Consider the following 26,012-nt stretch of genomic DNA (forward strand, 5'->3'; position numbering starts at 1 on the left):
GCATGAAGGCATTTGGAGAAATGCCTTCATGTCGCGACCTGCTCTCATTCTGGGGCTCCTGATCCTCTGGATCGTGCTTTGCGCCCTGTCGATCATCGTCCCGGCCAATACCGCGCCCACCGATTTCGGGTTCACGCGCGGAATGAACCGGGTCACCCTTTTCTTCCAGTTCCAGGCCCTCGGGCTGTTCGTGGCCATTGCGCTGTGGTCCGTGTCGCGGCGCGCCGAGACGCCTCTGCTCAGATGGGCGGGGCGGGTGCCGATCCTGATCGCGCTGCTGGGCGTCGTGGCGCTGATCGGGGTGATCCTCTGGGCGCGCTATGCCGATCCGATCAACGTCGCGCCGCCGCCGGACCGCCCCGCCACTGCGCTTGCGCCCGCCGCCCCGGCGACGGACTGATGCGCTGGCTGGCGCTGTGGCTGCTGGCGCTGGTCCCATCCGGTGCGGCAGCGATGATCTGTCCAGCCGCCGAGGGACGGCAGGCGTTTTCGCAGGATGGAATCCGGCTGGAGGCGGGTGAGCGTCAGGCCATCGGTTTCGGTCCGGGGCTGGTGCTGGTCTTCGACCCCGCGCCGCACGGCTGGAGCGCCCGTGTCACCGATGCGGCGCGGCGGGACATCAGCGGGATGAGCGCGCCGCGCTTCGGTGTGGACCCGCGCGATCTGGCGGGCTGGCATTTCAGGAACGCGGCGAACACCGGTCCGAATGCCGGAGACGTCAACGCGCCCCAGTCGGCACGCGACATCCGCTTCGATCCGGGCCTTGCCGGAACCGCGGGTGTGCGGCCGGGGGAGCCGGCGGATGCCGATGCTGCGCCCGGTCGTGGTTTGCTGGTCCTGCGGGACGTCGTCCTGACGCCACCGGAGGCCGGACAGCGCGCAAGGATGCTGACGGTCACGCTCGATCTCTGCCTGACATGGCCGGTGCCGAAGTCGGACGCGCCTGAGGGTGCGACGTTCCTTGCCGGATGCGGGGTCGACTTCGGGCGCTGGCGGCTGGCCCAATGGCCAGCGCCCCCGGTGCTGACCGGGCAGTTCGGCGGAGGCCCGGCCCCGGATGCGGTTGCCATTGCCCGCGACGACAGCGATGCACCGGCGCTGCTCCTCTGTCTCGACGGCACCAGACTCTCGGTGGCCGAGGATGGCGCGGGGCTGGTGCCGCCGGGCTTGCTGGCGAGGGCCGAAGCTTGGCGGGTGGTGCCGGCTGATCACGGCGGGTTCGGATACCAAGGCGAACCGCCCTGGCCCGACACCGACGGGGCGGTGATCGTGCTGGAGCGGATCGAGAAGTCGATGGACCTGATTTACGTCAGCCAAGGGCACTGGCGAGGGCAGCGGCAGTTTTCCCTAGTCACGAAAGAGCCTTAGCCACCCGGTTCGGGTGGTTGACCCCGGTGCGTGCTGCTATACCCTTCACGCAATCCTGCTGCGGGACACATACGGCTGCCATGCACCCGACCACACCCATTCCCGGCGAAGATCTTGCCGATCTGATCGCCTGTCCGAAATGCGACGCCCTTTACAAGGCGAGCGAACCGGCATCCATGGAACGCGCCGTCTGCGCGCGGTGCCACACGGTGCTGATCGCCCCGCGCAAGGGGGCCGGGATGCGGCTGATCGCGGTGTCGCTGACGGTGGTGATCCTTGTCGTCGCGGCGACGCTGTTCCCCTTCCTGACGATCCGCATCGGCGGCGCCTCGCATTCCAGTTCGGTCCTCGACGCCGCGCTGTCGTTCCAGGGCGGTCTCTTCTTTGCGCTCGCTCTGGCCGTGGCCGCGCTGATCGTGTTCATCCCTGTGCTCAGGGCGCTTCTGATGCTTTACGTGCTGGTGCCCATCGTCTTCGACCGTCCGCCTGCGCGGGGTGCCAAGGCGGCGTTCCGCATGTCCGAGGATCTGCGCCCATGGTCGATGGCCGAGATCTTTGCGATCGGCTGTGCGGTGGCGCTGGTCAAGGTGGCCGACCTCGCGCAGGTCGAGTTCGGCCCGGCGTTCTACATGTTTTCCGTCTTGGTGGTGCTGGTCATCGTGCAGGACAGCTTTCTTTGCAGGTATTCGGTATGGAAATCCCTGGAGGCGTGAGGTCCGCGCGCGAGGCGGGGCTGGTGGCCTGCCAGCGCTGCACGCGGGTCTGGCCCGCGGGCACCGAGGTCTGCGACCGTTGCGGGCACACCATCGAATCCCGTGACCACCTGGCGCTGCAGAAGGTCTGGGCGTGGTGGGTGGTCGGGCTGGCCTGCTACGTGCCCGCGAACGTCCTGCCGATGTTGTCCACCCGCACGCTGGTCATCCAGCAGGAAAACACGATCGTCGGCGGCGCGGTCGAACTGGCCGAACATGGCAACTGGGGGGTCGCGATCGTGATCCTCGTCGCTTCGGTCCTGATCCCGATGGGCAAGTTCGCCGTGATCGCCGCGCTTGCGATGAGCGTGCGCCACGGCAGCAGCATGAGCCGGATCCGGCGACAGCAGCTCTACGAGGTGGTCGAATACATCGGGCGCTGGTCGATGATCGACGTCTTCGTCGTGGCGCTGCTGTCCTCGCTGGTCCAGCTCGGCGCGCTGGCGGCCATTGTGCCCGGTCCCGCAAGCCTTTACTTCGCGCTGTCGGTGATATTCACCATGCTGTCGGCGCAGAGTTTCGACAGCCGGATGATCTGGGATCCCGATGCGGTCGTAGATAAACAGGCGCGAGCCGCAGAACTGAGGAACCGCGCCGGATGAGCGACAGCGCCAACACTCCCCCTTCCGTGCCCGTTCAGCCCGTGCGGCGGTCGGTGTGGGAACGTGTGTCCATCGTCTGGGTGATTCCGCTGATCGCGCTGATCATTGCGCTTGGCGTGGCGTGGCAGACCTACCAGAGCCAGGGCCCGGTGATCGAGATCGCCTTCGAGAACGCCAGCGGCATGGCCGCGAACGAGACAGAGCTGAGGTATCGCGACGTCGCGGTCGGCATCGTCGAGCGGGTGACGTTCACCGAGGACCTAAGCAAGGTGCTGGTCCGCGTCCGTCTGGACAAGGAAGTCGCGGATTACGTCGACGGCGACAGCCAGTTCTGGGTGGTCCGCCCGCGCATCTCGACCGAGGGGATCGAGGGGCTGGACACGGTTCTGACCGGCGTCTTCATCGAGGGCCTGTGGGATACGGAGCCCTCGGGCACCTTCCCGGTCCGGTTCGACGGTCTGGACGAGGCGCCGCTCTCGCGGGACGGGCGCACCGGGCTGCAGCTGCGGCTGCGCGCGACCGGGGATTCGGGCCTGACCGAGAACGCGCCGATCGTCTATCGCGGGATCGAGGTGGGCCGCATCGGCCGGGCCGAGGTGTCGCAGGACGGCAGCACGGTCGAGGCCCCGGCGCTGATCTTTGCGCCGCATGACCGGCTGATCTCGTCCGCCACGCGGTTCTGGGAAAGCTCCGGCTTCACCTTCAGCTTCGGGCCGAACGGGGCCGAGATCGACTTCTCCTCGATCGCCTCGCTGATCTCGGGCGGGATCACCTTCTCGACCGTGGTGTCGGGGGGCGAGGCGGTGGACCCGGACACGGTCTATTCCGTCTACACCGACGAATCCTCGGCCCGCGCGAGCGTCTTCGCGGAATCCGACGGCACGCCGCTGATGCTGACCGCGATCTTCGAGGACAACGTCGCCGGCCTCGCCTCCGACAGCCCGGTCGACCTTGGCGGGGTCCGGGTCGGGCGCGTGCAGTCGGTCAACGGCATCGTGGACGAGGAACGGTTCGGCGACCGCAGGGTGCGGCTGGCGGCGACGATGGCGATCCGGCCCTCGCGGCTTGGCCTGCCGGATGGAAATTCGTCGCCGCAGGTGGCGCTCGACTTCTTCCGGAGCCAGGTGGCCGAGGGGCTGCGGGCACGGCTTGTGACATCGTCGATCCTGACGGGTGGTCTGAAGATAGAGCTGTTGATGGTCGATGACGCCGAACCGGCGGAACTGGATGTCGACGCGCGACCCAACCCGCTGATCCCCACGACCGACAGCCAGATCGCGGATGTGTCGGCCACCGCGGAGGGCCTGTTCGAGCGGATCAACAGCCTGCCGATCGAAGGGCTGATGCAGTCCGCCATCGGCGCGATGGACAACGTGAGCCGGTTCATCGCCAACGACGACCTGCGGCAGGTGCCCGGCGATCTGCGGGGGCTGCTTGGTGACGCACGCGGGCTGATCGGGTCCGAGGCCGCGCAGGAACTGCCGGTAGAGCTGACGCGCACGGCGACCGAGCTGCGGACGCTGGTGGAACGTCTGAACACCGAACGCTCGGTCGAGCGGCTGCTGGCCGCGGTCGATGCCGTGGCGGTGGCGGGCACGTCTGCCTCCGAAGCCGTGGCTGGCGTGCCGACCCTGATCGAACAGCTCGAGGCCGTGGCGGCCAAGGCGAACGCCCTGCCGCTGGAGGACCTCGTGACCCAGCTTCGCGACGTGGCCGACAGCGCCAATGCCGTTCTGGGCACCGATGCGGCACGGGCCCTGCCTGCCGCCGCGACCGACAGCCTGACCGAGTTGAGCACTCTGCTGGCCGACCTGCGTGAACGCAACGTGGCTGGCAATGCCGCTGAAGCGCTCAGCGCGGTGAGCGAGGCGGCGGCCAAGCTGTCGGCCTCGGTCGATGGGGTGCCCGCGCTGATCGAGAAGATCGACGCCGTGGCTGCCAAGGCGGGCGAGCTGCCGCTGGACGAACTGGCCGACCGCCTGTCGTCGCTGCTGGCCTCGGCCGATGCGCTTATCGGCACGGATGCCGCGCGCGCACTGCCCGCCGACCTGTCCGAGGCGCTGGCCAGCCTGCGCGCCGTGCTGGACGATCTGCGCGAGGGCGGGGTGATCGAGAACGCCAACCGCACCTTCGCCTCGGCCAGCGACGCGGCCGATGCGATTTCCGCCGCCGCCACCGACCTGCCCGCGCTGATCCGCCGGGCACAGGCGGTGCTGGGGCAGGCGTCCGAGATGCTGCGCGGCTACGATGCCTCGAACGGTGTCGGACGCGAAGCCTCGCAGGCGCTGAGAGAAGTCGAACGCGCCGCCGCCGCCGTCAGCTCGCTGGCGCGCGCCCTTGAACGCAATCCGAACTCGCTGCTGTTCGGAAGGAGATGACCGTGCGCCTGTCCCTGATCCCCGCCCTGTTCGGCCTTGCCATCCTGTCCGCCTGCGGCGGCAAGTCCGAGCTCTATTCGGTCCCCGCGGCACCGGTCGAAACCAGCCGGATCGGCATTTCCTTCCGCTCGGTCGAGGTGCGGCAGGTGTCGCTGCCGACCTACGCGGCGGGCGACGAAATCCACGTTCGCGGCAAGGGCGGGGCCCTGACGTCCAGCGGCATGCTGTGGTCGGACGAGCCCGCGCGGGCGGTGTCACTGGAACTGGCGCGATACCTGTCGCAGATGACCGGCGCCCGCGTCGCGCCCGAACCCTGGCCCTTCGTCGATCGTGCTGCGGCGACCGTGGATGTCCGGGTCGAGGAGATGTTCGCGGACGGCGAAACGCTTTTCCTTATGTCCGGCCAGTACTTCGTCGCGCCGGACAACGGCGGGCGGGACCGGTCGGGGCTCTTTTCGCTCAGCGCACCGATCACGCCGGGCGGCGGTGCGGCGGCCATCGCGGCCGCGCGCGGCGAGGTCGTGCGCGACCTGGCCCGGCTGATCGCCCAGAAGGGCCTGCGCTGACCTGCCCCCGTGTGCGCGGAAATTGGCCTAGCGTTCACGGACTGTGTTACAAATGTTTCGGAAATCGGCATATTACGGGACGTAACTGTCATCCCCGGCACAGCGTCGCCGGCATGTCGGCCTTTCCCCTTTCTTGCATTGCGTGACGGATTTATGATCTCTAAGAGTGCGTCCGATCGGTGTCCGTCAGCTTGAATTCCCTTTCGGCCCCGAACCCAGAACAGTGACGCCCGCGCCGGAGGGAAGAGTGGATAAGCCGAACCCCAAGAGTTCGAGTTTCGAAGGTTATGCACGCCGCCGTTTCAAAATGGCAGGCAAGGCATTGCTCGAAGGTGGGCATCCCTGGTTCGCCCAGGTCGACGCCCTGGCCGCTGCTGCAAAGGATGTGCCCGGCGGGTTCCTGAGCTTTGCGCATTACGACTATCTCGGTCTGATGCATGACCCGCGGATGAACGCCGCGGCGAAAGAGGCGATCGACGCCTTCGGTTCGGGCGCCGGCGCCTCCCGCCTCGTCGGCGGCGAGCGCACCGCGCACCGCAAGTTCGAAGAAGACATGGCCGAGTTCCTTGGCGTCGGCGGCGTGCTGGCGATGATCTCGGGCTACCTGACGAACATGTCCATCATCAGCCACATCATGGGGCCGCGCGATCTGGTCATCACCGACGACCTCGCGCACAACTCCATCGTGATGGGGGCCAAGGCCGGACGGTTCGAATACAAGAAATTCCGCCATAACGACCTCGATCACCTGGAGCATATCCTGGAGACGGAACGGTCGAACTACGCCCGCGTTCTCATCGCGGCTGAGGGACTTTACTCCATGGACGGCGACCTTGCCGACCTGCCGCGGCTGGTCGACATCAAGGACCGTCACGACGCCTGGCTCCTTCTGGACGAGGCGCATTCCTACGGCGTTCTGGGCGAAACGGGCCGCGGCCTGTGTGAACGTGCCGGCGTCGACCCCGAGCGGGTCGAGCTGCAGATCGGCACGCTTTCCAAGAGCTTTGCCTCCTCGGGCGGTTTCATCGCCGCCTCGAAAGAGGTCATCGAATGGCTCCGGTTCACGCTGCCCTGCTTCGTCTATTCGGTGGGCCTCTCGCCCGCCACTCTGGCCACCGCGCAGACGTCTCTCGACCTGCTGAAGGCGGAACCCGAACGGGTTCGCAAACTGCGCCGCAACAGCCAGATGTTCCTGAACAAGGCCCGTGCGGCGGGCCTGAACACTTTCACCGCGGTCGGTGAGGCAGTCGTTCCCGTGCTGTTCCAGACGCAGGCGCAGGTGCTTGCGGTTTCGCATATCCTGCTGGAACAGGGGATCTACGCGCCGCCGATCGTCCATGTGGGCGTACCGAAGGACCTGCCGCGCATCCGGTTCTTCATCTCCGCCGCGCATGAGGAGGCCGACATCGACCGGGTGATCACGGCGCTGCAGCACGCAGCGGAGATGACCGCTGATCTCTCCGGCCAGGCTGTCGGTACGTAACTCAATGACACAGACCTTCACTGCATCCCCGGCTTTTGCCAGGGGGCTGATGGCGCTCTTTCTCGCGTTTCTCACCGCTGTCGCACTGACGGCGGCCCCGGCCACGGCTGCACCTCAGCTGTCGCTGGAGAACCGTGCCGTGTCCGGCGCAATGCCGGTCGTGAACGGCGCCTACCAGACGCCGCGCGACGGCGGGCAGGTCTTCTATATCCAGCGCTCGTCCAACGCCAACACCGTGGTCTATGCGACCAAGGTCAGCGGCGGGCAGATCGACCCCAAGACCCCCGTCTCCGCCTACTGGCGCCGGTACAACACCAGCGGCGAGGCCAAGGCGCTCGGGTCGATGGAACGCAGCATGGCCTATGGCGTGTCGTCCAAGGCAAATGGCGACGGCACCTATAACGTCAGCTTCAAGGCGCTGCCGTCCAAGGTGATGACGCTCAAGGTGGTCGATGGCCGCCCTGCGCTGTTTTCCCGCATGGGCGACACCGATGCACGACTGGTTTACGCCTACCTCGACGTGGATGAGAGCGGGCTGCTGCCCAAGGTCACCCGGCTGAAACTGATCGGCCGTGCCCCGTCGGGCAAGTACGTGATGGAAACATATAAAGTTAACGGCTGAGAGAGCTGGAATGACAACTGACAAGAAGGCCCCGATCCGGGTCGCAATCGCCGGGGTCGGCAACTGTGCAAGCTCGCTGGTTCAAGGCGTAAGCTACTGCAAGCGGATGGGTGACAAGGCCATCGGCGTGAGCTTCCCCGAGCTTGGCGGCTACGCGCCGTCCGACATCGAATTCGTGGCGGCCTTCGACGTCGACGCGCGCAAGGTGGGCCGTCCGCTGGGTGAGGCCATCATGGCCGAGCCGAACTGCACGGCCATTTTCGAAACCGAGGTGTCGGAGCACAAGGCCAAGGTGCTGCGTGGTCCGGACCTCGACGGCGTGTCTGCGTTCATGAAGAACCAGAACCCGCACCGCGCGTTCCAGGTCTCGCCCGAGCCGCAGATGTCCAAGACCGAGGTGATCGAGGTTCTGAAGAGCTCGAACGCCGAAGTGCTGATCATCTTCCTGCCCGTCGGCTCCATCGACGCGGTCGAGTTCTACGCCGAATGCGCGCTGCAGGCAGGTGTGTCGATCGTCAACGGCATCCCGGTCTTCATCGTGTCCAACCCGACCTGGGCCAAGCGGTTCGAAGCCGCCGGCATCCCGGTTCTGGGCGACGACTTCAAGGCGCAGTTCGGCGCGACGATCATGCACCGTGCGATTGCACAGCTCGCTGACATGCGCGGCGTGCAGATCGACCGGACCTATCAGCTGAACGTCGGCGGCAACACCGACTTCCTGAACATGATGGACGGCGACCGGCTGGCGATGAAGCGCGAGTCGAAGACCGAAGCGGTGCAGGAAAGCATGAAGACCCGTCTCGCCAATGACGAGATCCGGGTCGGTCCGTCGGATTATGTGCCGTGGCTGAACGACCGCAAGGTCGCCTACATCCGTCTGGAAGGCCGTCTGTTCGGCGGTGTCTCGACCTCGGTCGAGATGCGGCTGGAGGTCGAGGACAGCCCGAACGCGGCGGCCGAGGCGCTGGCGGCGATCCGCTGCGCCCGTATCGCCCGCGACCGCGGCATGGCCGGTCCGGTGACCGCCGCGTCCGCCTTCATCTTCAAGCACCCGCCGGTCCAGATGGGCGACGAAGAAGCCTATCGCAAGATGGTCGAGTTCGCCGACGGGAACGCCTGACAATGACCCAGCCCGATGAGCACGCCCCGGCCTGGATTTCGGGCGGGTCGAGCGGCATCGGGCTCGAGGTCGCCCGACAACTGGCCGCCCGAGGGCGGCCAGTTGTGCTTCTGGCCCGCAACGAGGAGCGCATGGCGACTGCCGCCGCGCTGATCGGCAAGGACGTTCCGGGCGCCGTCGTCTCCTGCATTCCCTGCGACGTCACCGATTACGCCGCCGTCGAGGCCGCCGCCGCCCATGCCATCGCCGAACACGGCGCGCCGGGCGTGGTGGTGGCGAGCGCGGGTCTGGCCGAGCCAGGTGTCTTCCTTGAACAGCGCATCGAGGCGCATCAGGCGCAGTTCAACGCGAACTACGTCGGCACGCTGAACCTGTGTCATGTCGCGGCCCCGATCATGAAGGACGCGGGCGGCGGTCAACTGGCGCTGGTGTCCTCCGGCGCAGCCTTCTTCGGCATCTACGGTTACGGCGCCTACGCGCCGTCGAAATTCGCCGTCCGCGCGCTGGCCGAGGTGCTGCGCGTGGAACTGGCGCCGCACGACATCGCCGTCACGCTCTGCTATCCGCCCGACACCGACACGCCGATGCTGGAATACGAGATGCGGACCAAGCCCGAGGCGACCAAGATCATCAGCGAGGGCGGCGGGCTCTGGAAACCCGAGGACGTGGCCGCCGCGCTGCTCAGGGGCATGGACAGGGGACGTTTTGCGGTGACACCCGGCTGGCAGATGAGCGCTCTCTACTGGATTGCGCCGCTGATCTGGCCGATCATGCGCTGGCATCAGGGCAGGGTGATCCGCAAGGTGGCAGGTAAATGATCGCAGACGGGGCGACACAGGGCGTCGTCCTCGCGGCACTGATCGTGCTGGCGCTCGGCTATGCCGTGGTCTTTGCGATGACCCGCATCGCCGCGACCGCCGAGGGCGCGCGGAAGATCTGGCCGATCCTGAACGCCGAGGCGATGATCGTCGGCGTCGTCCTTGTCATCTTCTTCTTCGCGCCGGTCCTGATGGGCCCCGCCTTTGTCCTGTTCACCATGCGCATCGTGTGGGAGGCGGCGACGATCCGCTTCCGCCCCGTGCCGGGATCGCAGCCGGTGGTCTGGGCCATCGGCGCGGCGGCCCTGCTGCTGGTGCTGTTCATCTTTCCCTGGCAGGTGGCGGTGATGCTGCTGGCGCTCGGCTGGCTGGGGGCCATGGCCTGGCGCATCATGTCGCCCAAGGAACCGGCCGCGGACCTGCTGGTCTTTCCGGTGCTGCCGACGCTGGGCTTCGCCATTGCCTGCACCGGCGGGAACGAGGCGCTGTTCCTTGCCGCGTGGATCGGGATCGAGACGTTCGACAGCTACGCCCTGCTGGCGGGCAAGGTGTTCGGCAAGCGCAAGGCGTTCCCGAAGCTCAGCCCGAACAAGACGATCGAGGGTCTGGCCGGCGGGGCGATCATGCTGGTCCTCACCGCGCTGGTCGCCGCCGCGCTGCTGTCCGCCGTGTCGGTCTGGCAGGCGATCGGCTTTGCCCTGCTGATCGGCGTCTTCACCGTCACCGGCGACCTGAGCGCCTCGCGGATGAAGCGGGCCATGGGGGTCAAGGATTATCCGAAACTGGTGGCCCATCAGGGCGGGCTGTTCGACATCTTCGATTCCTGGATCGCCACCGGCGGCGCGCTGGCGGTGGTGCTCGCCTCCGCCGCGATGTGGTAGGTGATGCAGCGATGCGTCCCTATCTGCGCCTTGTCCTGCGCCCCACGCTTGTCACCGCGCTGGCGATCCTCGCCCTGGTCGAGATCGTCTTCCTGGCGGAACAGTTCACCGGGCTGCTGAACACCGTCGTCAGCACCGGCGGCACATGGCTTGACCTTGTGCTGCTGCTGTCGTGGGAAATGCCCGGCATCCTCGATCTCGCTCTGCCCGCCGCCCTGCTGGTCGGCGTCAACGCTGCCGTCGGGCGGGCGCGGCGTGACGGCGAACTGGTGGTCGTTGCTGCCGCCGGTGCACCGGTGCGCGGGCTGGTCGCGGGGGTCGCCGTGGTCGGGCTGGTCGGCGGTGTCCTCAGCTTCCTGATGGCCGGCATCATCACCCCGGCGTCGAGCTATGCGCAGCGCGTGGCCGTTCACAGCCTGACGGTGCAGAGCATCGGCAACCAGATCTCGTCGCCGGGTGAAAGCGGCACGACCTTCGTGGCCAATGGCGTGGACTTCGTGGCCACCGGCGCAGAGGGCGGACCGCCCTCGCTGATGGTCCGCCGCGAAGCCGGTTCGACCCCGTGGCGCTATGCCTTCGCCGGGGACTGGGAGGTTCTGGGCCCCGACCCCGAAGGCGACGCGACATTCCGGCTGGGGCAGGTGACGGCCTTCGGCGACCTGCCACGGCTGCGCGGCGAAGAGGCCGAGGCGCGGCTGAACCGGATGGCGGCGGGCACGGTGAACGTCGGGTTCGCCATGGTCGACGTGCTGCCGGTGCTCGACCAGGACCGCCGGTCGGACGAGCGCACGGTGCTGCCGCTGCTCGGCGCGATGTTCCGGGGTGTGGAGGACACGACCGGCGACACCCGCCGCGTCGCGCAGGTCTGGGCCCGCGCGCTGCTGGTCCCCGCGGCTGCGCTGATCGCCCTGCTGGCGGTCTGGGGCGGCACGCAGCGCCGGATCCGCGCCGCGTCCCTGCCGCTGGCGCTGGTGTCGCTGGTGCTGTTCGACCTCGTTTGCCGCGCGGCGCTCGGCGCCGCGGGGTCCGGCCTTACACTGTCGGGCATGGCGGCGGCCATCGCCCTCGGCGCGATCGGCGTGCCGCTGATCGGGCTGGCCTTTGCGGGCGAAGCGCTGATCCGTCCGGGGCGCGAGTGATGGCGACGCGGGTTCTGACCGGCCGGGCCATGCGGCTCGCGATGCGCGAACACATCGGCGCCTTTGTCGCGGTGCAGTCGGTGCTGCTGTTCGTGGCGCTGATGATCGACTTCGCCGAGAGCTTCGACAGCATTCAGGCCGCTGCCGAAGGTCGTTCGATGCTGCTGGTGCTGGGCGAATACACGCTATACCGCGCGACCGACATCGTCACCCGGCTGCTGCCGGTCGCGGCGCTGCTCGGTGCCTTCCTGGCCGAGATCCGGCGGCGGGCGCTGCTGGAAACGGTGATCCTTGCCTCGGTCGGGGTTTCCGCGCTGCCGACCTTCGCCGCGCTGGCGTGGATCGGGCTGGCGACCGGCGCACTGGAATGGAAGCTGCAGCGCGATTGGCGCCCGGCGGCGGTGTTCGCGCAGGTGGAACTGGGCGCGGGCGATTACGCCGAACGCTTCGCGCAGGGGCTGACCGACGACCAGACGTGGTTCGTTCAGGATGACCGCGCCATCGCCGGACAGGTGCTTGTCGGGCCGCGCCCGGAACTGCGCAACGTGAGTTACTTCGAGGGGCTGACCGGGCTTGGCTTCGACCGGCTGATCCGGGCCGACGCGGTACGGCCGCTGGAGGGCGGGATCTGGCGGTTCGAGGATGCCGAGGTCTGGACGGCGGACGGTCGCACCCGGCTGATCGGCGATCCGGTGGACAGTCTCGACCTGCCGCTGTGGATCACGCCGGAGCGGCTGGAATACCTGCGCCCTTCGCCCTTCTACCTGCCGCAGGATGTGCTGCTGGCGCGGGCGGCGGCGATGCCGGGCGATCCCGAGATCGAGACGACGATCTGGCGGCGGGCCACGATATTCCTGCTGCCGGGGCTGTTCGCCTTTCTGGGGGCCAGCCTTGCGATGACGGGTTTCCGGGGGCGGGTGACGCGGGTGCCGATCCTCGTCGCGATGGCCTTTGGCGGCTACCTCGTGACGCTGTCGCTCAAGGTCTTCCTTGCGCTCGGGGAACAGGGCGCGATGGCGGCGCCCGCCGCGGTGCTGGTGCCGGCGCTGCTGGCGCTGGCGATCACCCTGACGCTCCAGTGGCTGCTGAACAAGGAATCGAAGGGCAGGCGGCTGCCCCTCGGCTGATCCCGGACCTCAGACCGCGCGGGCGCGCGGCGGAAGGGTGGCGCTGGCACGCGGCCATACCTTTGCGGCGGCACGTTCCAGCATCTGCTCGTCATCGACCTCGGCCCAGGCCAGGTCGTCGATCTTGTGCAGGCCGAACGGGCGTTCCGCCGCATGCGCGACCAGACAGCCTTCGTAGTCGCGGCGCGGATCCTCGGACAGCAGCCGCTCCATCGTTGCGTTGAAGGCACCCATGTCGCCCGACGCGACGGTGCTGATGCCGACCAGTTCGCCGCGATGGTCCTCGGGGCGGTGGTCGATGTTCTTGTTCATGTCCAGCAGGTGCCCGTCCGCGGTCTGCCAGACATAGACCTCGTCCGTCGCCTTGGTCTCGCCCGACAGCACCAGCGCGGTGGCGTCCTCGGCCACCAGCGGGTCCAGCGCGCGGGCCTCGTACATGATGTCCGACTCGAGGATCAGGATCTGCCCGGTCAGCCCTTCGAGGCCGATCTGCAGCGATCGGAGCGAGCCGCTTTCGTGGAAGCCCGCGTTGTGCAGCAGCTCGATCCCCGGCGCGGCCGAGAATTCGCTGCGGTAAATGTCGGCGAGGTGGCCGGTGACGATCCGCACGCGGTCGATCCCGCGCGACGCGAGGTGCATGACCGAGGCGCGGACCAGCGGGATGCCGTCCAGCGCGATCATGCCCTTCGGGGTCATGCGGCCCCGTTCCCCCATGCGGACGCCGCGCCCGGCGGCCACGATGACGGCCGTAATATCGCCCATTTCCGTTTTTCCCCCGAAAGGATAAATGACACCGGACGTTTACAGTATCGCCATCCGTTCGTCACGTTCGGATTGGAACGACGCAGGGGAAGACGGAGCAGGCGCGTGCCGCAAGATCACACTCCCGGCCCGGCCGCCCTGGCGCGGAGCTATCTGGGATCGGACAAGTTTCAGGAAGAGCTGCGCGGGAACTGGGTCATGGTGCTCCTGCACCGCTGGCCTGCCTTCCTGCTGGCCGCACTGTGCATGAGGATCGGGATATCGGCCAACGCGATCACGCTGGCGGGCGGTGCGCTGGCGCTGGCGATGCCGGTCGCGGCGGCGCTGCTGCCGTTTCAGGCGGCTGTCTGGTCCGTCGTGATCCTCGGGTTCGCGGTGATCACGCTCGACTGTTCGGACGGGGACGTGGCGCGGCATGGTGGCGGGTCCGAGCTGGGCGCGCGGCTTGACCTTGCGGTGGACATGATGTTCTGGGGCCTGCTCTACGGCTCGATCGGTCTGCTGGCCGACCGCGCAGTGGGGGAAATGTTCGGGGTCTGGACCGTGGTCGGCCTGTCCGCCGCATGGGCCCGGCTGCTGGCCCGCGTCTACCATGACGAGGCCGGCGGCGCGCCGACGACTGGACGCGCGCCGTGGACACCGTTGGCGATGGTGACGGCCTTCGTGGCAGGCATATCGGGCGCGATCCCGTTTCTGGCTCTTGCGGTGGCCCACTGGCCTGCGGCGGTCTGGTGCCTTGTGGCCTACTCCCTGATCGACGTGGCGGACGCGCTGTCGCAACTGCTGCGGACGGACCGGACGTGAAGATCGTTCAGGTCACGCCCTATCCGATGGCCCGCCCCGGCGGCGTCCAGAGCAACGTGCGCGACGTGTGCGGCTGGTTGTCGGCGCAGGGGCACGAGGTCCGTATCGTCAGCCCGGACCGTGCCGATCACCACGAACCGGGGCTGTTGCCCCTTGGCCGCGCGCGCGAAGTGTCGATCCACGGCACCGGGTTCGAGTTCTCGTTTGCCGGACCGCTGGCGCTGCGGAGGCTCAGGCGCGAATTGCGGGATTGGGGCGCCGAGGTGCTGCATCTGCACACCCCGTGGACGCCGATGCTGGCCTGGCAGGTTTGGCGGGCGATGCGTCTGCCTGCCATCGCCACCTTTCACGCGACGCTGCCCGAAAGCGACAGCCCCGATCTGGAAGAGCGGTTCATCACCCGCGCGGGGCACTACTTCAACGCCCGAATGGCGTCCGTGGTCGTCCCATCCGAAGCCCCCCGGCGGCAATGGGCGGCCAAGGGGCTGGACCCTCTGCCGCTGGTGCTGCCGCCGACCATTGATCTGAGCGACTGGCGCGCAGGCGACACCGGCACGCGCAGGCCGGGGCCGTTCCGTGTCGCCTACCTAGGCCGGTTCGAGGCGCGCAAAGGGGTCGACGTGCTGCTGCGGGCGTGGGCCCGGCGGCCCGAAGCGCTGAAGGATGCGGAGCTGGTGATCGCCGGGCGCGGCACGCTGCCCGGACCCTTGCCCGAAGGCGCGCGGCTGGTCGAAAGCCCGGACCGGGCCGAGGCGATCCGGCTGATCGCCGATGCCGACGTCTCGGTCGCGCCCGCCGGCTGGGGCGAAAGCTTCGGCCTGGTGCTGATCGAAGCTATGGCGGCGGGCACCGTGCCGGTCGCGGCGGCGAATGCCGGATTTGCCACCGTGATGACGGGCGAGGGGGCCGACCTGCTCTTCCCCGTGGGGGACGCCGACGCGCTGGCCGCGAAACTGGCCGAGCTGGCGCAGTCGCCCGACCGGGTGAAGGCGCTGGCCGACTGGGGGCGCGCCCATGCGATGACCTATGATGTCAGCGCCGTCGGCCCGGCCTATACGGAGCTGTACACATGCGCCCTCGCCGGTTTCTCCCAGGGTGAAGGCTCCGGATAGCGCTCTTCCAGCCACTGCCGGACATAGTGCACGACACGCGGGTTCGGGTTCTTCCCGAAGCTGTCGTTGAACGTGTAGGTCGTGGGCTTTCGCCCCTCGTTCAGCCGCATCATCAGCCATGTCAGCGGCAGGAAGTTCTCGATGCTGACGTAGCCTTCCATCTTGGCCGCCTGTTCCTTGGTGGCGCGGCGGGCCCAGCCTTCCTCGACCGCGACCTGGGGATAGAGGTATTCCGGCGGCACGTTGTCGTTCGACCGGAACCGGCTGCGGCGGGTGCGCTCGATCTCGGGGGCGAACTTCTCGATCATCTCGCCGTAGCGCGCGCGGTCGATGACCTGCGGCCCGTGGATGAAGGGATTGCGCGGGCGGCGCTTGTAGGTCCGGTTCAGCACCTCGACCGCCGTTGCCAGCGCGTGGTTCCAAGGGCTGTCGGTTGGTTTGAGCGCGTCATGGCCGGGCACCACCTTGGGCAGGAAGTGCGACACGCTGCGCCCGTCGGGATCGGTGAGGCCAGCAATCATCCCCGGATTCGCGATCAGCATGTCGTCCTCGAAATACACGAAGCGGTCGCTGAGGCCGGGCAGCAGGTGCAGGTGGCTGACGATGGCGAAGGAGTTGAAGGTGGGCAGCAGCTCCGCATCCATCACCGCGTCATGGTGGTGCACCGTGATCCCCGGCGCTTCCGTGTTCAGCCAGCGCGGGACCTGCGGGCGGCAGGACAGGATGTGGACGTGGCCCAGTTCCGGCATCATGCTGAGCGACCGCAGCGAATAGCGCAGCATGTCGAGGTTGTCGCGGGTGCGGTTGGGGTTCGTGTCGGCGGGCTTGTCGACATATTTCGCCAGCGTCTCGGCATAGCCGTCAAAGGTGTCGTCCACCCAGGTATAGACCACGTCTATCCGCTCTTGTCCGGTCATCGCCTGCCCCATCTTTCCGTGATCCCGGATAGCCCGGCGGCGGCAGTTTGGCGAGGGGCGATTGCCGGTTGCCGCACCGCGCGGCACATGCGAATAGTCCAGCGCGCCCGGCGCGGACCGGGCATGGGGACAGGACCGGCACCAGCATGAGCCGCGGAGATTACGTCATCGCCGCCGATTTCGGCACGTCGAGCGTGAAGCTGGGCGTGGTGGCCGAGGGCATGAAGCTGCTCGGCAACCGGATGGAAAGTTACCCTGTCATCCTTGGCTCCGGCGGCCGCGCCGAACAGCGCCCCGAGGACTGGTGGGCGGCGCTGGCGCGCGGGATCACGGCGCTGGAGCGCGACATGCCCGGCACGCTGGAGCGGGTCGGGGCGGTCGTCTTCTCGGCCCAGATGGCGGGCGTGACCTGTGTCGATGCCGACGGCACGCCGCTGCGTCCCTCGATCATCTGGCAGGACATCCGCGCGGCGCATATCGCCCGCGACCTGATCGGCGGCTTTCCCGAGGTGCTGGGCTACAACATCCCGCGCCTGACAAAGTGGCTGCCGATCGCGAACGGGGCTCCGGCCAAGAACGGCATGGACCCGATCGCCAAGATGCACTGGCTGATGCGCGAGGAGCCCGAGGTCTGGGCGAAAACGCACCGCACGCTGGACGTGAAGGACTGGCTGATCCACCGCGCGACGGGCCGCTTCGTCACCACCGGCGACAGCGCCAACCTGACCTGGCTGATGGACACCCGCGAAGGGCGCGAGGGCTGGTCCGAGACGCTGTCGCGGATGACGGGCACCCCGCTCGACAAGTTGCCCGAGATCGTGGACGGCAGCGATGTCGTCGGCCCCCTGACGCCGCGCGCGGCGGTCGAGCTGGGCCTGCCGCAGGGCACCGCCGTGGTTGCGGGCGCGGGCGACGTGACGGCCACGGCGCTCGGCTCCGGCGCGGTCGGGGACGGAGCGCTGCACCTGTGTATCTCGACCAGCGCCTGGGTCAGCGGGTTCTTTCCGCACCGGGTGCTGAGCGTGCCGGCCTCATTCGCGACCGTCGCAAGCAGCGCGGGGTTCCGTCCGCTGCTGATCGCCACGCAGGAAAGCGCGGGGTCCGCGCTGGAATGGGTCGCCCGGCTGATGAGGCATGGCGAGACGCCGGACATGAATGCGGCCTACGGCGATGTCGGCGAGTGGCGCGAGGACGATCCGTTCCTGATCCCGTGGTTTGCCGGCGAACGGGTGCCGGTCGACAACGACCGCCTGCGTGGCGTGATCCACGGCCTGTCGATCGACCACGACCGCCAGTCCGTCGCGCGCGCGGCGCTGGAAGGGGTCGCTCTGAACCTACGCTGGGCCTACGAGGCGGTGGCGAAGAAGAAGGGCGTCCGGCTGGATGGCCCCCTGCCGCTGGTCGGCGGCGGCGCGGCGAACCCGGTGCTGGCGCAATGCGTGGCCGATGCGCTCGGGCGCGAGGTGACGACGGGCGAGACGCGGTTCGCGGGGGTGCTGGGCACCGCCACGCTGGCCGCGCCGCACATGGGCTGGGACAAGGACGTCTGGCAGGCCGCCGCGCGGCTGTCGGACCGGGTGACGGCGCGGTTCGCACCGCAGCCCGGACGACGCGAGATGATCGAGCGTCGGTACAAGCGGCTCAGGAAACTGCGCAAGCAGATGGTCGGCAGCTATTCGGGGGGCACCGCATGATCGACGGTCTCATCAAGCACGTTCTGGACCCGATGTGGGAAAAGGCCTCGACCCCGCTGGTCAGGGCAAAGATGTCGCCCAATGCGGTGACGCTGACCGGACTGGGGCTGATCGTCCTCGGATCGGCGCTCTACCTCTGGCACCGCTCGGATCTGGTGTTCGGCCTGTGGATGGCCATGTCGTTTGCCTTCGACGCACTGGACGGGGCCGTGGCGCGGCGGCGCGACATGCGGTCCAAGGCGGGCGGTTACCTCGACGCGATGGTCGACCGCTATCAGGAACTGGCCGTTCTGGCGGCCATTGCCCATGTCCACGACCTCTGGCCCGCCGCGATGCTGGCCTTCGCGGGCAGCGTCATCACCTCCTACGCCAAGGCGCGCGTCGCGCTGGAGACGCAGGCGTCGAACGACGGCTGGCCGCAGCTCTTCGAACGGCTGGAGCGGATCATCTACCTCTGCGTCATGCTCGTGCTGGCCGGAGTCCTGCCCGACGCATGGGCCGGGACGGTGACGCTCTGGGGCATGGGGATCTTCGCGGCGCTGACGAACTTCACCGCGCTTCAGCGGTTCCGGACGGCGTTCCGGATGCTTCAGGGTATCGACCGCGCCGACCGCTGAGGATGTGCCAGAAGTCGATGGCATGCAGGACCTGAATGCTCATCAGCAGGGCGATCAGCACCTCTTCGGTCGTGACATAGGTGAAATACAGCGCGTCCGACCGCAGTGACGTGTCCTTGGCGATGAACAGGGCGAGGTAGAAGATCGCCGTCGCGATCGCCGCGCCCGAGAACCAGATGCGGAACCGCGCGGCACGCGGGTCGATCAGGCCACGGTCGCGCATCGCCATGTCGTGGCGCATGAGGGCCAGCACGGCGGTGGCCGCGGCGATGTTGGCGAACTGCGCCAGCGAGGCCGAGATGAACATCAGGTAGCTGCCGAACATGTGCAGATCGGTGTGCGGCCCCAGGTTGAAGACCGACAGGATCACCATGCCGGCGGACACGGGCAACTGGATCGCGGCCAGCAGAACGGCCCTGATCGTGAGCCTCCGGCGGTCGCGGGCATCGGCGGCCGGGGTCGCTGCGACGGTCCGGGCGTAGAGCAGGCCGATCACGCAGGCGTTGAACAGCATCACGACCGAGAAGATGGTGATCCAGAAGGCGAAGGGCGCGCCGATCTCGGGGACCGAGATCGCCCGGCTGATGGTCGGCGGCTGAACCGCGGCCTGATCCGGGAACATCGCGATCCATTCAGCCCGAACGCGCAGGTTCCAATAGACGATGGAAAACGGCGCAGTCAGGCCGATGACCAGCCCGAACGCCGCCAGCGGGCGCGACATCACCGCGGGCGGCGGTGTCTGGGCTGTGACGGATGCGTGCGGCATGACGGCGGCGGTTCCCTGGCTGCGCCCCGTCATGGGGCTGTCTGATTTGGTGTCTATTCAGCATGTGAAGGTAACAGAAAAGCCCCTGATTGCGGCATCCCGGCGGGCTTGGGCCGTTTTCGGACGGGATGTGTCACAACTGAAACGTGGCGTGTGGTCCGCGGGTTGCAATTTGCGACCCGGACGGCCACATCCGCCGGGCAAGCAACGGAGGTCGGGCAGTGCAAACCGTGATCTGGACCGTGGTCGCGATCCTCGCGATCCTGGCGGTGGCGACCTTTGCCGTGCTGTGGCGGCACAACCCTTTCAGGAAGTGGGTGCTGCGCAAGATCGACCGGACGTGGGAGGACCGCGCCCGCGTCGCGGATTTCCCGCCGGACCGGATCGCCGAGGAAGAGGCCGACATGTTCGTGTCCTCCACGGTCATGCGCGACGCCTGCGACGTGATCTGGGAGGAGTTCGACGAAGAGCCGCCGGCGAACCTGACCGGGCCGCATCCCTACGGGACGGTCATCTGGGTTAACACCAAGCGAATGCCCAGGTTCATCGAGGAATTCCTGCCGAAGATGCAGTCGAAATTCGTCCTCGTCTCCGCTCGTGAGAACAACCCGACCCGGTATTTCGATGTGGATCGCGTGCTGGCCGACCCCAACGTGCTGTGCTGGTTCGTCGAGAACTACGAATTCGATGCCAGCTATATCGAGACCGGCAAGATCGTCCCGCTGCCGCTCGGCATGAACTATCACAAGCTCGATCCCAACAGCCCCAACCGGGCCGCCGACATGGGCGCGCCCGCCCGGCCCGGCGCGCAGCAGGCGCAACTCAGGCAGATCCGCGACACGATCTCGCCGATCCGGGAACGGCCGCTCAAGGTCTACTGCAACTTCCAGCTGAACATGGACACCTTCCTGCGCCACCATCACGCTATCCCCCGCGCCGAAGCGCGGGCCGAGGCGATCGAGGCGCTGAAGGACAAGCCCTTCGCCATCGTCGAGCCGCGCCAGACGACCCGCAACGATGTCTGGCGGCGGCACGAGGAAGCGGCGTTCGAGGCCAGCCCGCGCGGCAATTCCATCGACTGCCACCGCACGTGGGAGGCGTTGCTGCTCAGGACGATCCCCATCGTCAAGACGACGCCGATGGACCCGATCTATGACGGGCTGCCGGTCGTGATCGTGCAGGACTGGTCCGAGGTGACGGAAGCGAACCTCGCGAAATGGCGCGACGAATATGCGCCATGGTTCGACGCCCCGCTGCCGCCGGTCATGTTCTCGAACCACTGGATCGCGCGGTTCCATTCGTGGAAATCCGCCGAGACCCGGCCGCGGATCGGCGGCACCATCGGGGCGATCCCGCTGCCGTCGGCCCTGGTCGCGGACCGCTAGCTAGGGACTTCCTATCCGCGACTATGGGCGATAGAAGGGCGGATCAAACTTTCCGCCAACGCCGAAGGCCAAAAGAATGCTCGATTACGCCCGGTATGTCTGGACCAACATTCCCGGCCCCAAGAAATCCGTCGTCGTCATGTCCCTCGTCGTGGGCTTTGCCAACGGCGGGATGCTGTCCGCGATCAACAGCGCCATCTCGGCGCGGGTGGACGGGACGTTCGACTGGACCCAGCCCGCGCTGTTCGTCGCCTCGGTGATCGCCTTCTTCGTCGGCGGCTATTTCGCGATGTATCGCGCCACCGACATGGCCGAGGGCTTTGTCGAGCTTCTGCGCAAACAGGTCGTGAACCGGGTCACCGCCACGTCCCTGCGCGCGGTCGAGGATTACGGCCGGGGCGAAACCTATGTCCACCTGACCCGCGACACCGGCAACGTCGGGATGGCCTCGGTCCGGCTGGTCAAGGCGTTCCAGGCCGCGATCGTCGTGGTGTTCTGTCTGTCCTATCTCGCGTGGCTGTCGCCGCTGGTCTTCGGCGTCACGCTGGTTCTGGTCGTCGTCGGCATCGTCCTGTTCGACTGGCAGGAACGGCGGGCCAAGGCCTATCTCGAACGGGCGCGCACCAATGAGGCGAAGCTGTTCAGCGGGATTTCCGACCTTCTGGACGGGTTCAAGGAGGTCAAGCTGAACTCGGCCGTCGGCGAAGACCTGCGGACCACGCTGAACACGCATTCCGCGCTGGCGCGGGTCGACTTCGTCCGGGCGGAGTTCCTGTTCTACTCCACCTCCATCGTCTCCAAGTTCATGCTGTTCGCGCTGCTCGGGGTGATCGCGTTCCTGCCCGTGGAGTGGATCGGCGTGACGTCCGGGCTGGCCTTCCAGATCCTCGCCGTGCTGCTCTACCTCGTGCCGCCGCTGGAACAGCTGGTCGACATGGTCGGGCCCTACATGCGGGCGCAGGTGTCGCTGAACAACCTCCGCAAGCTGGAGGCGGCGATGGACCGCGAGGAGGCCGGGCGCGACAGCGACTTCCGCTTCGAGGAACCGCTGCGGCTGGACGCGGTGGAGCTGGACTACAAGTCCGAGGACAACGCCACGACCTTCACGCTCGGCCCCATCGACATGACCGTCAATCCGGGCGAGATCGTGTTCCTCGTCGGTGGCAACGGGTCTGGCAAGACCTCGCTGATGAAGGTGCTGACCGGGCTCTATCCGCCGACACGTGGCCGGATCCTGCTTGGCGACACGCTGCTGACCCCGCAGACGATCGGCGGCTGGCGCGACCTGATCGCCTCGGTCTTCCACGATTTCCACCTGTTCGACCAGGCCTACGGCATCGACCCCGACCGCGCCCGCAAGCTGCTGGAGGAAGAGATCGTCCGCGTGCGCCTGCACGACAAGGTTTCGCTGACCGAGGATGGCGCATTCTCGACCACGCGGTTGTCTACCGGGCAGCGCAAGCGGCTGGCGCTGGTGCTGGCGCGGGCGCAGCGGCGGCCGGTGCTGGTGCTGGACGAATTCGGGGCCGAACAGGATCCGGAGTTCCGGGCCTTCTTCTATACCGAATACCTCGATGCGCTCCGGGCGCAGGGCGTGACGGTGATCGCCGTTACCCACGATGACCGGTATTTCGGGACCTGCGACCGGCTGGTCAAGCTGGACCTCGGGCGCGTGGTCTATGACGGACCGCCGACCGCGGACTCTGCGCCGATGCAGCTGTCGCGGAGCATGGCGGGGCAGTAGGCCCCGCAGGACAGGCAATCAAAAACGCCCGCCGGACGATCATCCGGCGGGCGTTTTCCATTTCTGGAGGGGCCGGTCGCGGGGACCGGCCCTTTTTCGTCACGCGATGTCGAAACGGTCCGCGTTCATCACCTTGGTCCATGCGGCGACGAAGTCCTTCACGAACTTCTCCTTGCCGTCGTTCTGGGCGTAGACCTCGGCATAGGCGCGCAGGATCGAGTTCGAGCCGAACACGAGGTCCAGACGCGAGGCGGTGAACTTGACCTCACCGGTCTTGCGGTCGCGGATCTCGTAGCTGCCCTCACCGACCGCCTTCCAGGTGTAGGCCATATCGGTCAGCACCTCGAAGAAGTCCGTGGTCAGCGCGCCGGTCTTGGCGGTGAACACGCCATGCGCGGTGCCGCCGTGGTTCGTGCCCATGGCCCGCATCCCGCCGACGAGGCAGGTCATCTCGGCCGCCGTCAGACCCATCAGCTGGGCACGGTCGAGCATCATCTCCTCGGGCGAGACGACGTAGTCCGCCTTGAGCCAGTTGCGGAACCCGTCGGCCAGCGGCTCGAGCGGTTCGAAGCTTTCGGCGTCGGTCTGTTCCGCGGTCGCGTCGCCGCGGCCCGGAGCGAACGGCACCTTGACGTCATAGCCCGCGGCCTTGGCCGCCTGCTCGACGCCGAGGTTGCCCGCCAGAACGATCACGTCGGCCACCGATGCGCCCGTCTCGGCCGCGATCGGCTCCAGCACCGACAGGACGCGCGCGAGGCGCTCGGGCTCGTTGCCGGCCCAGTCCTTCTGCGGGGCCAGACGGATGCGCGCGCCGTTGGCGCCGCCGCGCAGGTCCGAGCCACGGAAGGTCCGCGCGCTGTCCCAAGCGGTCGACACCATGTCCGACAGCGACAGGCCCGATGCGGCGATCTTGGCCTTCACGGCCTCCACGTCGTAAGAGGTCGAGCCGGCGGGGATCGGATCCTGCCAGATCAGGTCCTCGGCGGGAACGTCCGGGCCGAAGTAACGGGCCTTGGGGCCCATGTCGCGGTGCGTCAGCTTGAACCACGCACGGGCGAAGGTGTCCTTGAAATACTCCGGATCGGCCATGAACTTCTGGCAGATCGCGTTGTAGGCCGGGTCCACCTTCATCGCCATGTCGGCGTCGGTCATCATCGGGTTGTGACGCTTGGTCGGGTCGGACGCGTCGAGGGGCTTGTCCTCTTCCTTGATGTCGACCGGTTCCCACTGGTTCGCACCGGCGGGCGACTTGCGCAGTTCCCATTCATGCCCGAACAGCATGTCGAAGAAGCCCATGTCGAACTTGGTCGGCTCGCTGGTCCATGCGCCTTCGAGGCCAGAGGTCACAGCATTCGCCGCCTTGCCACCCATGTTCGGGTTGGCCCAGCCAAAGCCCTGCTGGTCGACATCCGCGTTCTCCGGATCCGCGCCGAGCGCGCTGGCGTCACCGTTGCCGTGGGTCTTGCCGACGGTGTGGCCACCGGCGGTCAGCGCCGCGGTTTCCTCGTCGTTCATGGCCATCCGGGCGAAGGTCTCGCGCACCTGGGCGGCAGTCTTCATCGGGTCGGACTTGCCGTTCACACCCTCGGGGTTCACGTAGATCAGGCCCATCTGGACGGCAGCCAGCGGGTTTTCCATCGTCTCGGGCTTCTCGACATCCTCGTAACGGCTGTCGGACGGCGCGAGCCATTCCTTCTCCGCGCCCCAGTAGATGTCCTTTTCCGGGTGCCAGATGTCCTCGCGGCCGAAGGCGAAGCCGAAGGTCTTCAGGCCCATCGACTCATAGGCCATGTTCCCGGCGAGGATCATCAGGTCGGCCCAGCTGACCTTGTTGCCGTATTTCTTCTTGATCGGCCACAGCAGGCGGCGGGCCTTGTCGAGGCTGACGTTGTCCGGCCACGAGTTCAGCGGCGCGAAGCGCTGGTTGCCGGTGCCGCCGCCGCCACGGCCATCGGCCAGACGGTAGGAGCCCGCGGCGTGCCATGCCATGCGGATCATCAGGCCGCCGTAATGGCCCCAGTCCGCCGGCCACCAGTCCTGGCTGTCGGTCATCAGCGCCTTGAGATCGGCCTTGAGCCCCTCGACGTCCAGCGACTTCAGCTCTTCGTGGTAGTCGAAGTCCGGACCCATCGGGTTCGTCTTGGTGTCGTGCTGGTGCAGGATGTCGAAGTTCAGCGCATTCGGCCACCACCCCGTCACCGTCGCGCTAGAGGCGGTGTTCCCGCCGTGCATCACCGGGCACTTGCCGCCGGTGTCCATGTCGTTGCCGTCCATGATGGCTCTCCTTTGCTTGTTCAAGCGATGTGGCGTCATCCTGACGCGTGCCCCGGACAGTTCCGTGACAGCGACGCGTCCGATTCTCCGAATCCGGATGTCTCCCTCAGGCTTGTTCTACGCAGGCGGAGAGATTATCAAAAGTTGGAATTTATAATCATTCCAATAGGAGCAGGTTATGGCTGCCGTGACCATGAAGCACCTGCGCTACTTCGAGGCGCTGGCCCGGCATCGCCATTTCGGGCGGGCCGCCGACGCCTGTTCGATCTCGCAGCCGGCGCTGTCGGTGCAGATGAAGGAGCTTGAGGGCATCCTCGGCGCACCCCTGATCGAACGGGGGCCGCGTCAGATCAGGCTCAGCGCACTAGGCGAGGATCTGGCGGTACGCGCCCGCGACATCCTGCGCGCGGTGGACGAGATCGAGGATCTCGCCCGGACCTCGCGCGGGGCGCTGTCGGGGCAGCTCAGGATCGGCGTGATCCCGACCGTCGCGCCCTACCTGCTGCCCGCGCTGATCAAGGACCTCTCGGACGCGTTCCCCGATCTCGACATCCGCCCGCGTGAAACGCAGACCGCGACCGTCATCCGCGACCTGATCGACGGGCGTCTTGACGTGGGCATCGTCGCGCTGCCGGTGTCGGAACCCGCGCTGCGCGAGGTGCCGCTGTTCGACGAGGAATTCATCCTGGTCCGCCCCGAGGCCGACGCGGGCAAGCCGCCGCCGGACCCCAAGGGGCTCAGCGAGATGCGGTTGCTGCTGCTGGAGGAGGGGCACTGCTTCCGCGATCAGGCGCTGTCGTTCTGCAACCTGTCCTCGACCCCGCCGCGCGACCTGATGGAGGCGTCGACGCTCGCCACTCTGGTCCAGATGGTCGGCGTGGGCATCGGCGTGACGCTGATCCCCGAGATGGCCGTCCCGGTCGAGGCGCGTTCGGCCCCCGTCTCGGTCCAGCGCCTGCCGGAACCGCGACCCAAGCGGACCATCGGCATGGTCTGGCGGCGGACGACCCCGCTGACCGACCAGTTCGACGGGCTGGCCGAGATGGTACGCCGCGTCGGCGGGCGCCGGGCGGACTGATCG

Annotated in this window: 24 protein-coding genes; 20 read left to right on the forward strand and 4 right to left on the reverse strand. The window is 67.6% G+C overall.

What is annotated here, in order from left to right:
* The first annotated feature begins 28 nt into the window (after nt 1-28).
* The 13 genes from ATO6_RS06120 to ATO6_RS06180 all read left to right on the forward strand — a co-directional run bounded on the left by ATO6_RS06120 (nt 29) and on the right by ATO6_RS06180 (nt 12,856).
* Nucleotides 29-400 carry a hypothetical protein gene (locus tag ATO6_RS06120; RefSeq protein WP_088623006.1) on the forward strand — a complete coding sequence of 124 codons (372 nt, stop codon included), beginning with the start codon at nt 29-31 and terminating at the stop codon, nt 398-400.
* Nucleotides 400-1,368 (forward strand): hypothetical protein, encoded by a 969-nt coding sequence (locus ATO6_RS06125; protein WP_088623007.1) that lies wholly within the window; start codon nt 400-402, stop codon nt 1,366-1,368. Before ATO6_RS06120 ends, ATO6_RS06125 begins: the two co-directional genes overlap by 1 nt.
* A gap of 80 nt (nt 1,369-1,448) precedes the next feature.
* Nucleotides 1,449-2,081 carry a paraquat-inducible protein A gene (locus tag ATO6_RS06130; RefSeq protein ID WP_088623008.1) on the forward strand — a complete coding sequence of 211 codons (633 nt, stop codon included), beginning with the start codon at nt 1,449-1,451 and terminating at the stop codon, nt 2,079-2,081.
* Complete coding sequence (locus ATO6_RS06135) at nt 2,060-2,722, forward strand: paraquat-inducible protein A (protein WP_088623009.1); 663 nt, start codon at nt 2,060-2,062, stop codon at nt 2,720-2,722. Before ATO6_RS06130 ends, ATO6_RS06135 begins: the two co-directional genes overlap by 22 nt.
* On the forward strand, nt 2,719-5,100 hold the full coding sequence (locus ATO6_RS06140) for an MlaD family protein (protein ID WP_088623010.1): 2,382 nt from the start codon (nt 2,719-2,721) through the stop codon (nt 5,098-5,100). Before ATO6_RS06135 ends, ATO6_RS06140 begins: the two co-directional genes overlap by 4 nt.
* The gene (locus tag ATO6_RS06145) at nt 5,097-5,666 is read left to right on the forward strand and encodes a membrane integrity-associated transporter subunit PqiC (protein WP_088623011.1); all 570 of its coding nucleotides are present in this window, start codon (nt 5,097-5,099) and stop codon (nt 5,664-5,666) included. Before ATO6_RS06140 ends, ATO6_RS06145 begins: the two co-directional genes overlap by 4 nt.
* 247 nt (nt 5,667-5,913) lie before the next feature.
* Nucleotides 5,914-7,149, forward strand: coding sequence for an aminotransferase class I/II-fold pyridoxal phosphate-dependent enzyme (locus tag ATO6_RS06150; protein ID WP_217898973.1), 1,236 nt, complete (start codon nt 5,914-5,916; stop codon nt 7,147-7,149).
* A gap of 49 nt (nt 7,150-7,198) precedes the next feature.
* The gene (locus ATO6_RS06155) at nt 7,199-7,771 is read left to right on the forward strand and encodes a DUF4833 domain-containing protein (RefSeq protein ID WP_176440839.1); all 573 of its coding nucleotides are present in this window, start codon (nt 7,199-7,201) and stop codon (nt 7,769-7,771) included.
* Nucleotides 7,772-7,781: 10 nt separating this feature from the next.
* Nucleotides 7,782-8,891 carry an inositol-3-phosphate synthase gene (locus ATO6_RS06160; protein WP_088623013.1) on the forward strand — a complete coding sequence of 370 codons (1,110 nt, stop codon included), beginning with the start codon at nt 7,782-7,784 and terminating at the stop codon, nt 8,889-8,891.
* Nucleotides 8,892-8,893: 2 nt separating this feature from the next.
* A complete protein-coding gene (locus ATO6_RS06165; RefSeq protein WP_088623014.1) occupies nt 8,894-9,709 on the forward strand; it encodes an SDR family oxidoreductase in 816 nt (271 codons plus the stop codon).
* The gene (locus tag ATO6_RS06170) at nt 9,706-10,590 is read left to right on the forward strand and encodes a phosphatidate cytidylyltransferase (RefSeq protein WP_088623015.1); all 885 of its coding nucleotides are present in this window, start codon (nt 9,706-9,708) and stop codon (nt 10,588-10,590) included. The genes ATO6_RS06165 and ATO6_RS06170 overlap by 4 nt, the downstream gene beginning before the upstream one ends.
* Nucleotides 10,591-10,601: 11 nt before the next feature.
* Nucleotides 10,602-11,729 carry an LptF/LptG family permease gene (locus ATO6_RS06175; protein WP_088623016.1) on the forward strand — a complete coding sequence of 376 codons (1,128 nt, stop codon included), beginning with the start codon at nt 10,602-10,604 and terminating at the stop codon, nt 11,727-11,729.
* Entirely contained in the window at nt 11,729-12,856 is a 1,128-nt protein-coding gene (locus tag ATO6_RS06180) for an LptF/LptG family permease (protein WP_088623017.1), read from the forward strand. The genes ATO6_RS06175 and ATO6_RS06180 overlap by 1 nt, the downstream gene beginning before the upstream one ends.
* A 9-nt stretch (nt 12,857-12,865) precedes the next feature.
* Here ATO6_RS06180 and ATO6_RS06185 read toward each other — a convergent pair whose 3' ends face one another.
* Complete coding sequence (locus ATO6_RS06185) at nt 12,866-13,618, reverse strand: NTP transferase domain-containing protein (protein WP_088623018.1); 753 nt, start codon at nt 13,616-13,618, stop codon at nt 12,866-12,868.
* A 105-nt stretch (nt 13,619-13,723) separates the two neighbouring features.
* On the opposite strand from ATO6_RS06185, the gene ATO6_RS06190 reads away from it, so the two are divergent.
* Together ATO6_RS06190 and ATO6_RS06195 are read left to right on the forward strand one after the other, a co-directional pair.
* On the forward strand, nt 13,724-14,422 hold the full coding sequence (locus ATO6_RS06190; RefSeq protein WP_088623019.1) for a CDP-alcohol phosphatidyltransferase family protein: 699 nt from the start codon (nt 13,724-13,726) through the stop codon (nt 14,420-14,422).
* Nucleotides 14,419-15,534, forward strand: a complete 1,116-nt coding sequence (locus ATO6_RS06195) for a glycosyltransferase family 4 protein (protein ID WP_088623020.1) — start codon at nt 14,419-14,421, stop codon at nt 15,532-15,534. Before ATO6_RS06190 ends, ATO6_RS06195 begins: the two co-directional genes overlap by 4 nt.
* Here the strand turns inward: ATO6_RS06195 and ATO6_RS06200 are convergent.
* Nucleotides 15,474-16,451 carry a stealth conserved region 3 domain-containing protein gene (locus ATO6_RS06200; RefSeq protein ID WP_176440840.1) on the reverse strand — a complete coding sequence of 326 codons (978 nt, stop codon included), beginning with the start codon at nt 16,449-16,451 and terminating at the stop codon, nt 15,474-15,476. The genes ATO6_RS06195 and ATO6_RS06200 overlap by 61 nt on opposite strands.
* Before the next feature lie 146 nt (nt 16,452-16,597).
* Between ATO6_RS06200 and ATO6_RS06205 the strand changes: the two genes are divergently transcribed.
* Nucleotides 16,598-18,145, forward strand: coding sequence for an FGGY-family carbohydrate kinase (locus ATO6_RS06205; RefSeq protein WP_088623022.1), 1,548 nt, complete (start codon nt 16,598-16,600; stop codon nt 18,143-18,145).
* Nucleotides 18,142-18,762, forward strand: coding sequence for a CDP-alcohol phosphatidyltransferase family protein (locus ATO6_RS06210; RefSeq protein WP_176440841.1), 621 nt, complete (start codon nt 18,142-18,144; stop codon nt 18,760-18,762). The genes ATO6_RS06205 and ATO6_RS06210 overlap by 4 nt, the downstream gene beginning before the upstream one ends.
* Here ATO6_RS06210 and ATO6_RS06215 read toward each other — a convergent pair.
* Nucleotides 18,695-19,561, reverse strand: coding sequence for a hypothetical protein (locus tag ATO6_RS06215; RefSeq protein ID WP_088623023.1), 867 nt, complete (start codon nt 19,559-19,561; stop codon nt 18,695-18,697). The genes ATO6_RS06210 and ATO6_RS06215 overlap by 68 nt on opposite strands.
* 188 nt (nt 19,562-19,749) lie before the next feature.
* On the opposite strand from ATO6_RS06215, the gene ATO6_RS06220 reads away from it, so the two are divergent.
* Both ATO6_RS06220 and ATO6_RS06225 read left to right on the forward strand, forming a co-directional pair.
* Nucleotides 19,750-20,913 (forward strand): hypothetical protein, encoded by a 1,164-nt coding sequence (locus ATO6_RS06220; RefSeq protein WP_088623024.1) that lies wholly within the window; start codon nt 19,750-19,752, stop codon nt 20,911-20,913.
* Between the two features lie 76 nt (nt 20,914-20,989).
* Nucleotides 20,990-22,657, forward strand: coding sequence for a cyclic peptide export ABC transporter (locus tag ATO6_RS06225; RefSeq protein WP_088623025.1), 1,668 nt, complete (start codon nt 20,990-20,992; stop codon nt 22,655-22,657).
* Between the two features lie 99 nt (nt 22,658-22,756).
* Here the strand turns inward: ATO6_RS06225 and katG are convergent, their stop codons facing one another.
* Nucleotides 22,757-24,931, reverse strand: coding sequence for a catalase/peroxidase HPI (gene katG, locus ATO6_RS06230; protein ID WP_088623026.1), 2,175 nt, complete (start codon nt 24,929-24,931; stop codon nt 22,757-22,759).
* A 178-nt stretch (nt 24,932-25,109) separates the two neighbouring features.
* Between katG and ATO6_RS06235 the strand changes: the two genes are divergently transcribed.
* Nucleotides 25,110-26,009 (forward strand): hydrogen peroxide-inducible genes activator, encoded by a 900-nt coding sequence (locus tag ATO6_RS06235; RefSeq protein WP_088623027.1) that lies wholly within the window; start codon nt 25,110-25,112, stop codon nt 26,007-26,009.
* Nucleotides 26,010-26,012: the final 3 nt, after the last annotated feature.

It is taken from the genome of Oceanicola sp. 22II-s10i, assembly GCF_002210105.1.
GTDB lineage: Bacteria > Pseudomonadota > Alphaproteobacteria > Rhodobacterales > Rhodobacteraceae > Pseudooceanicola.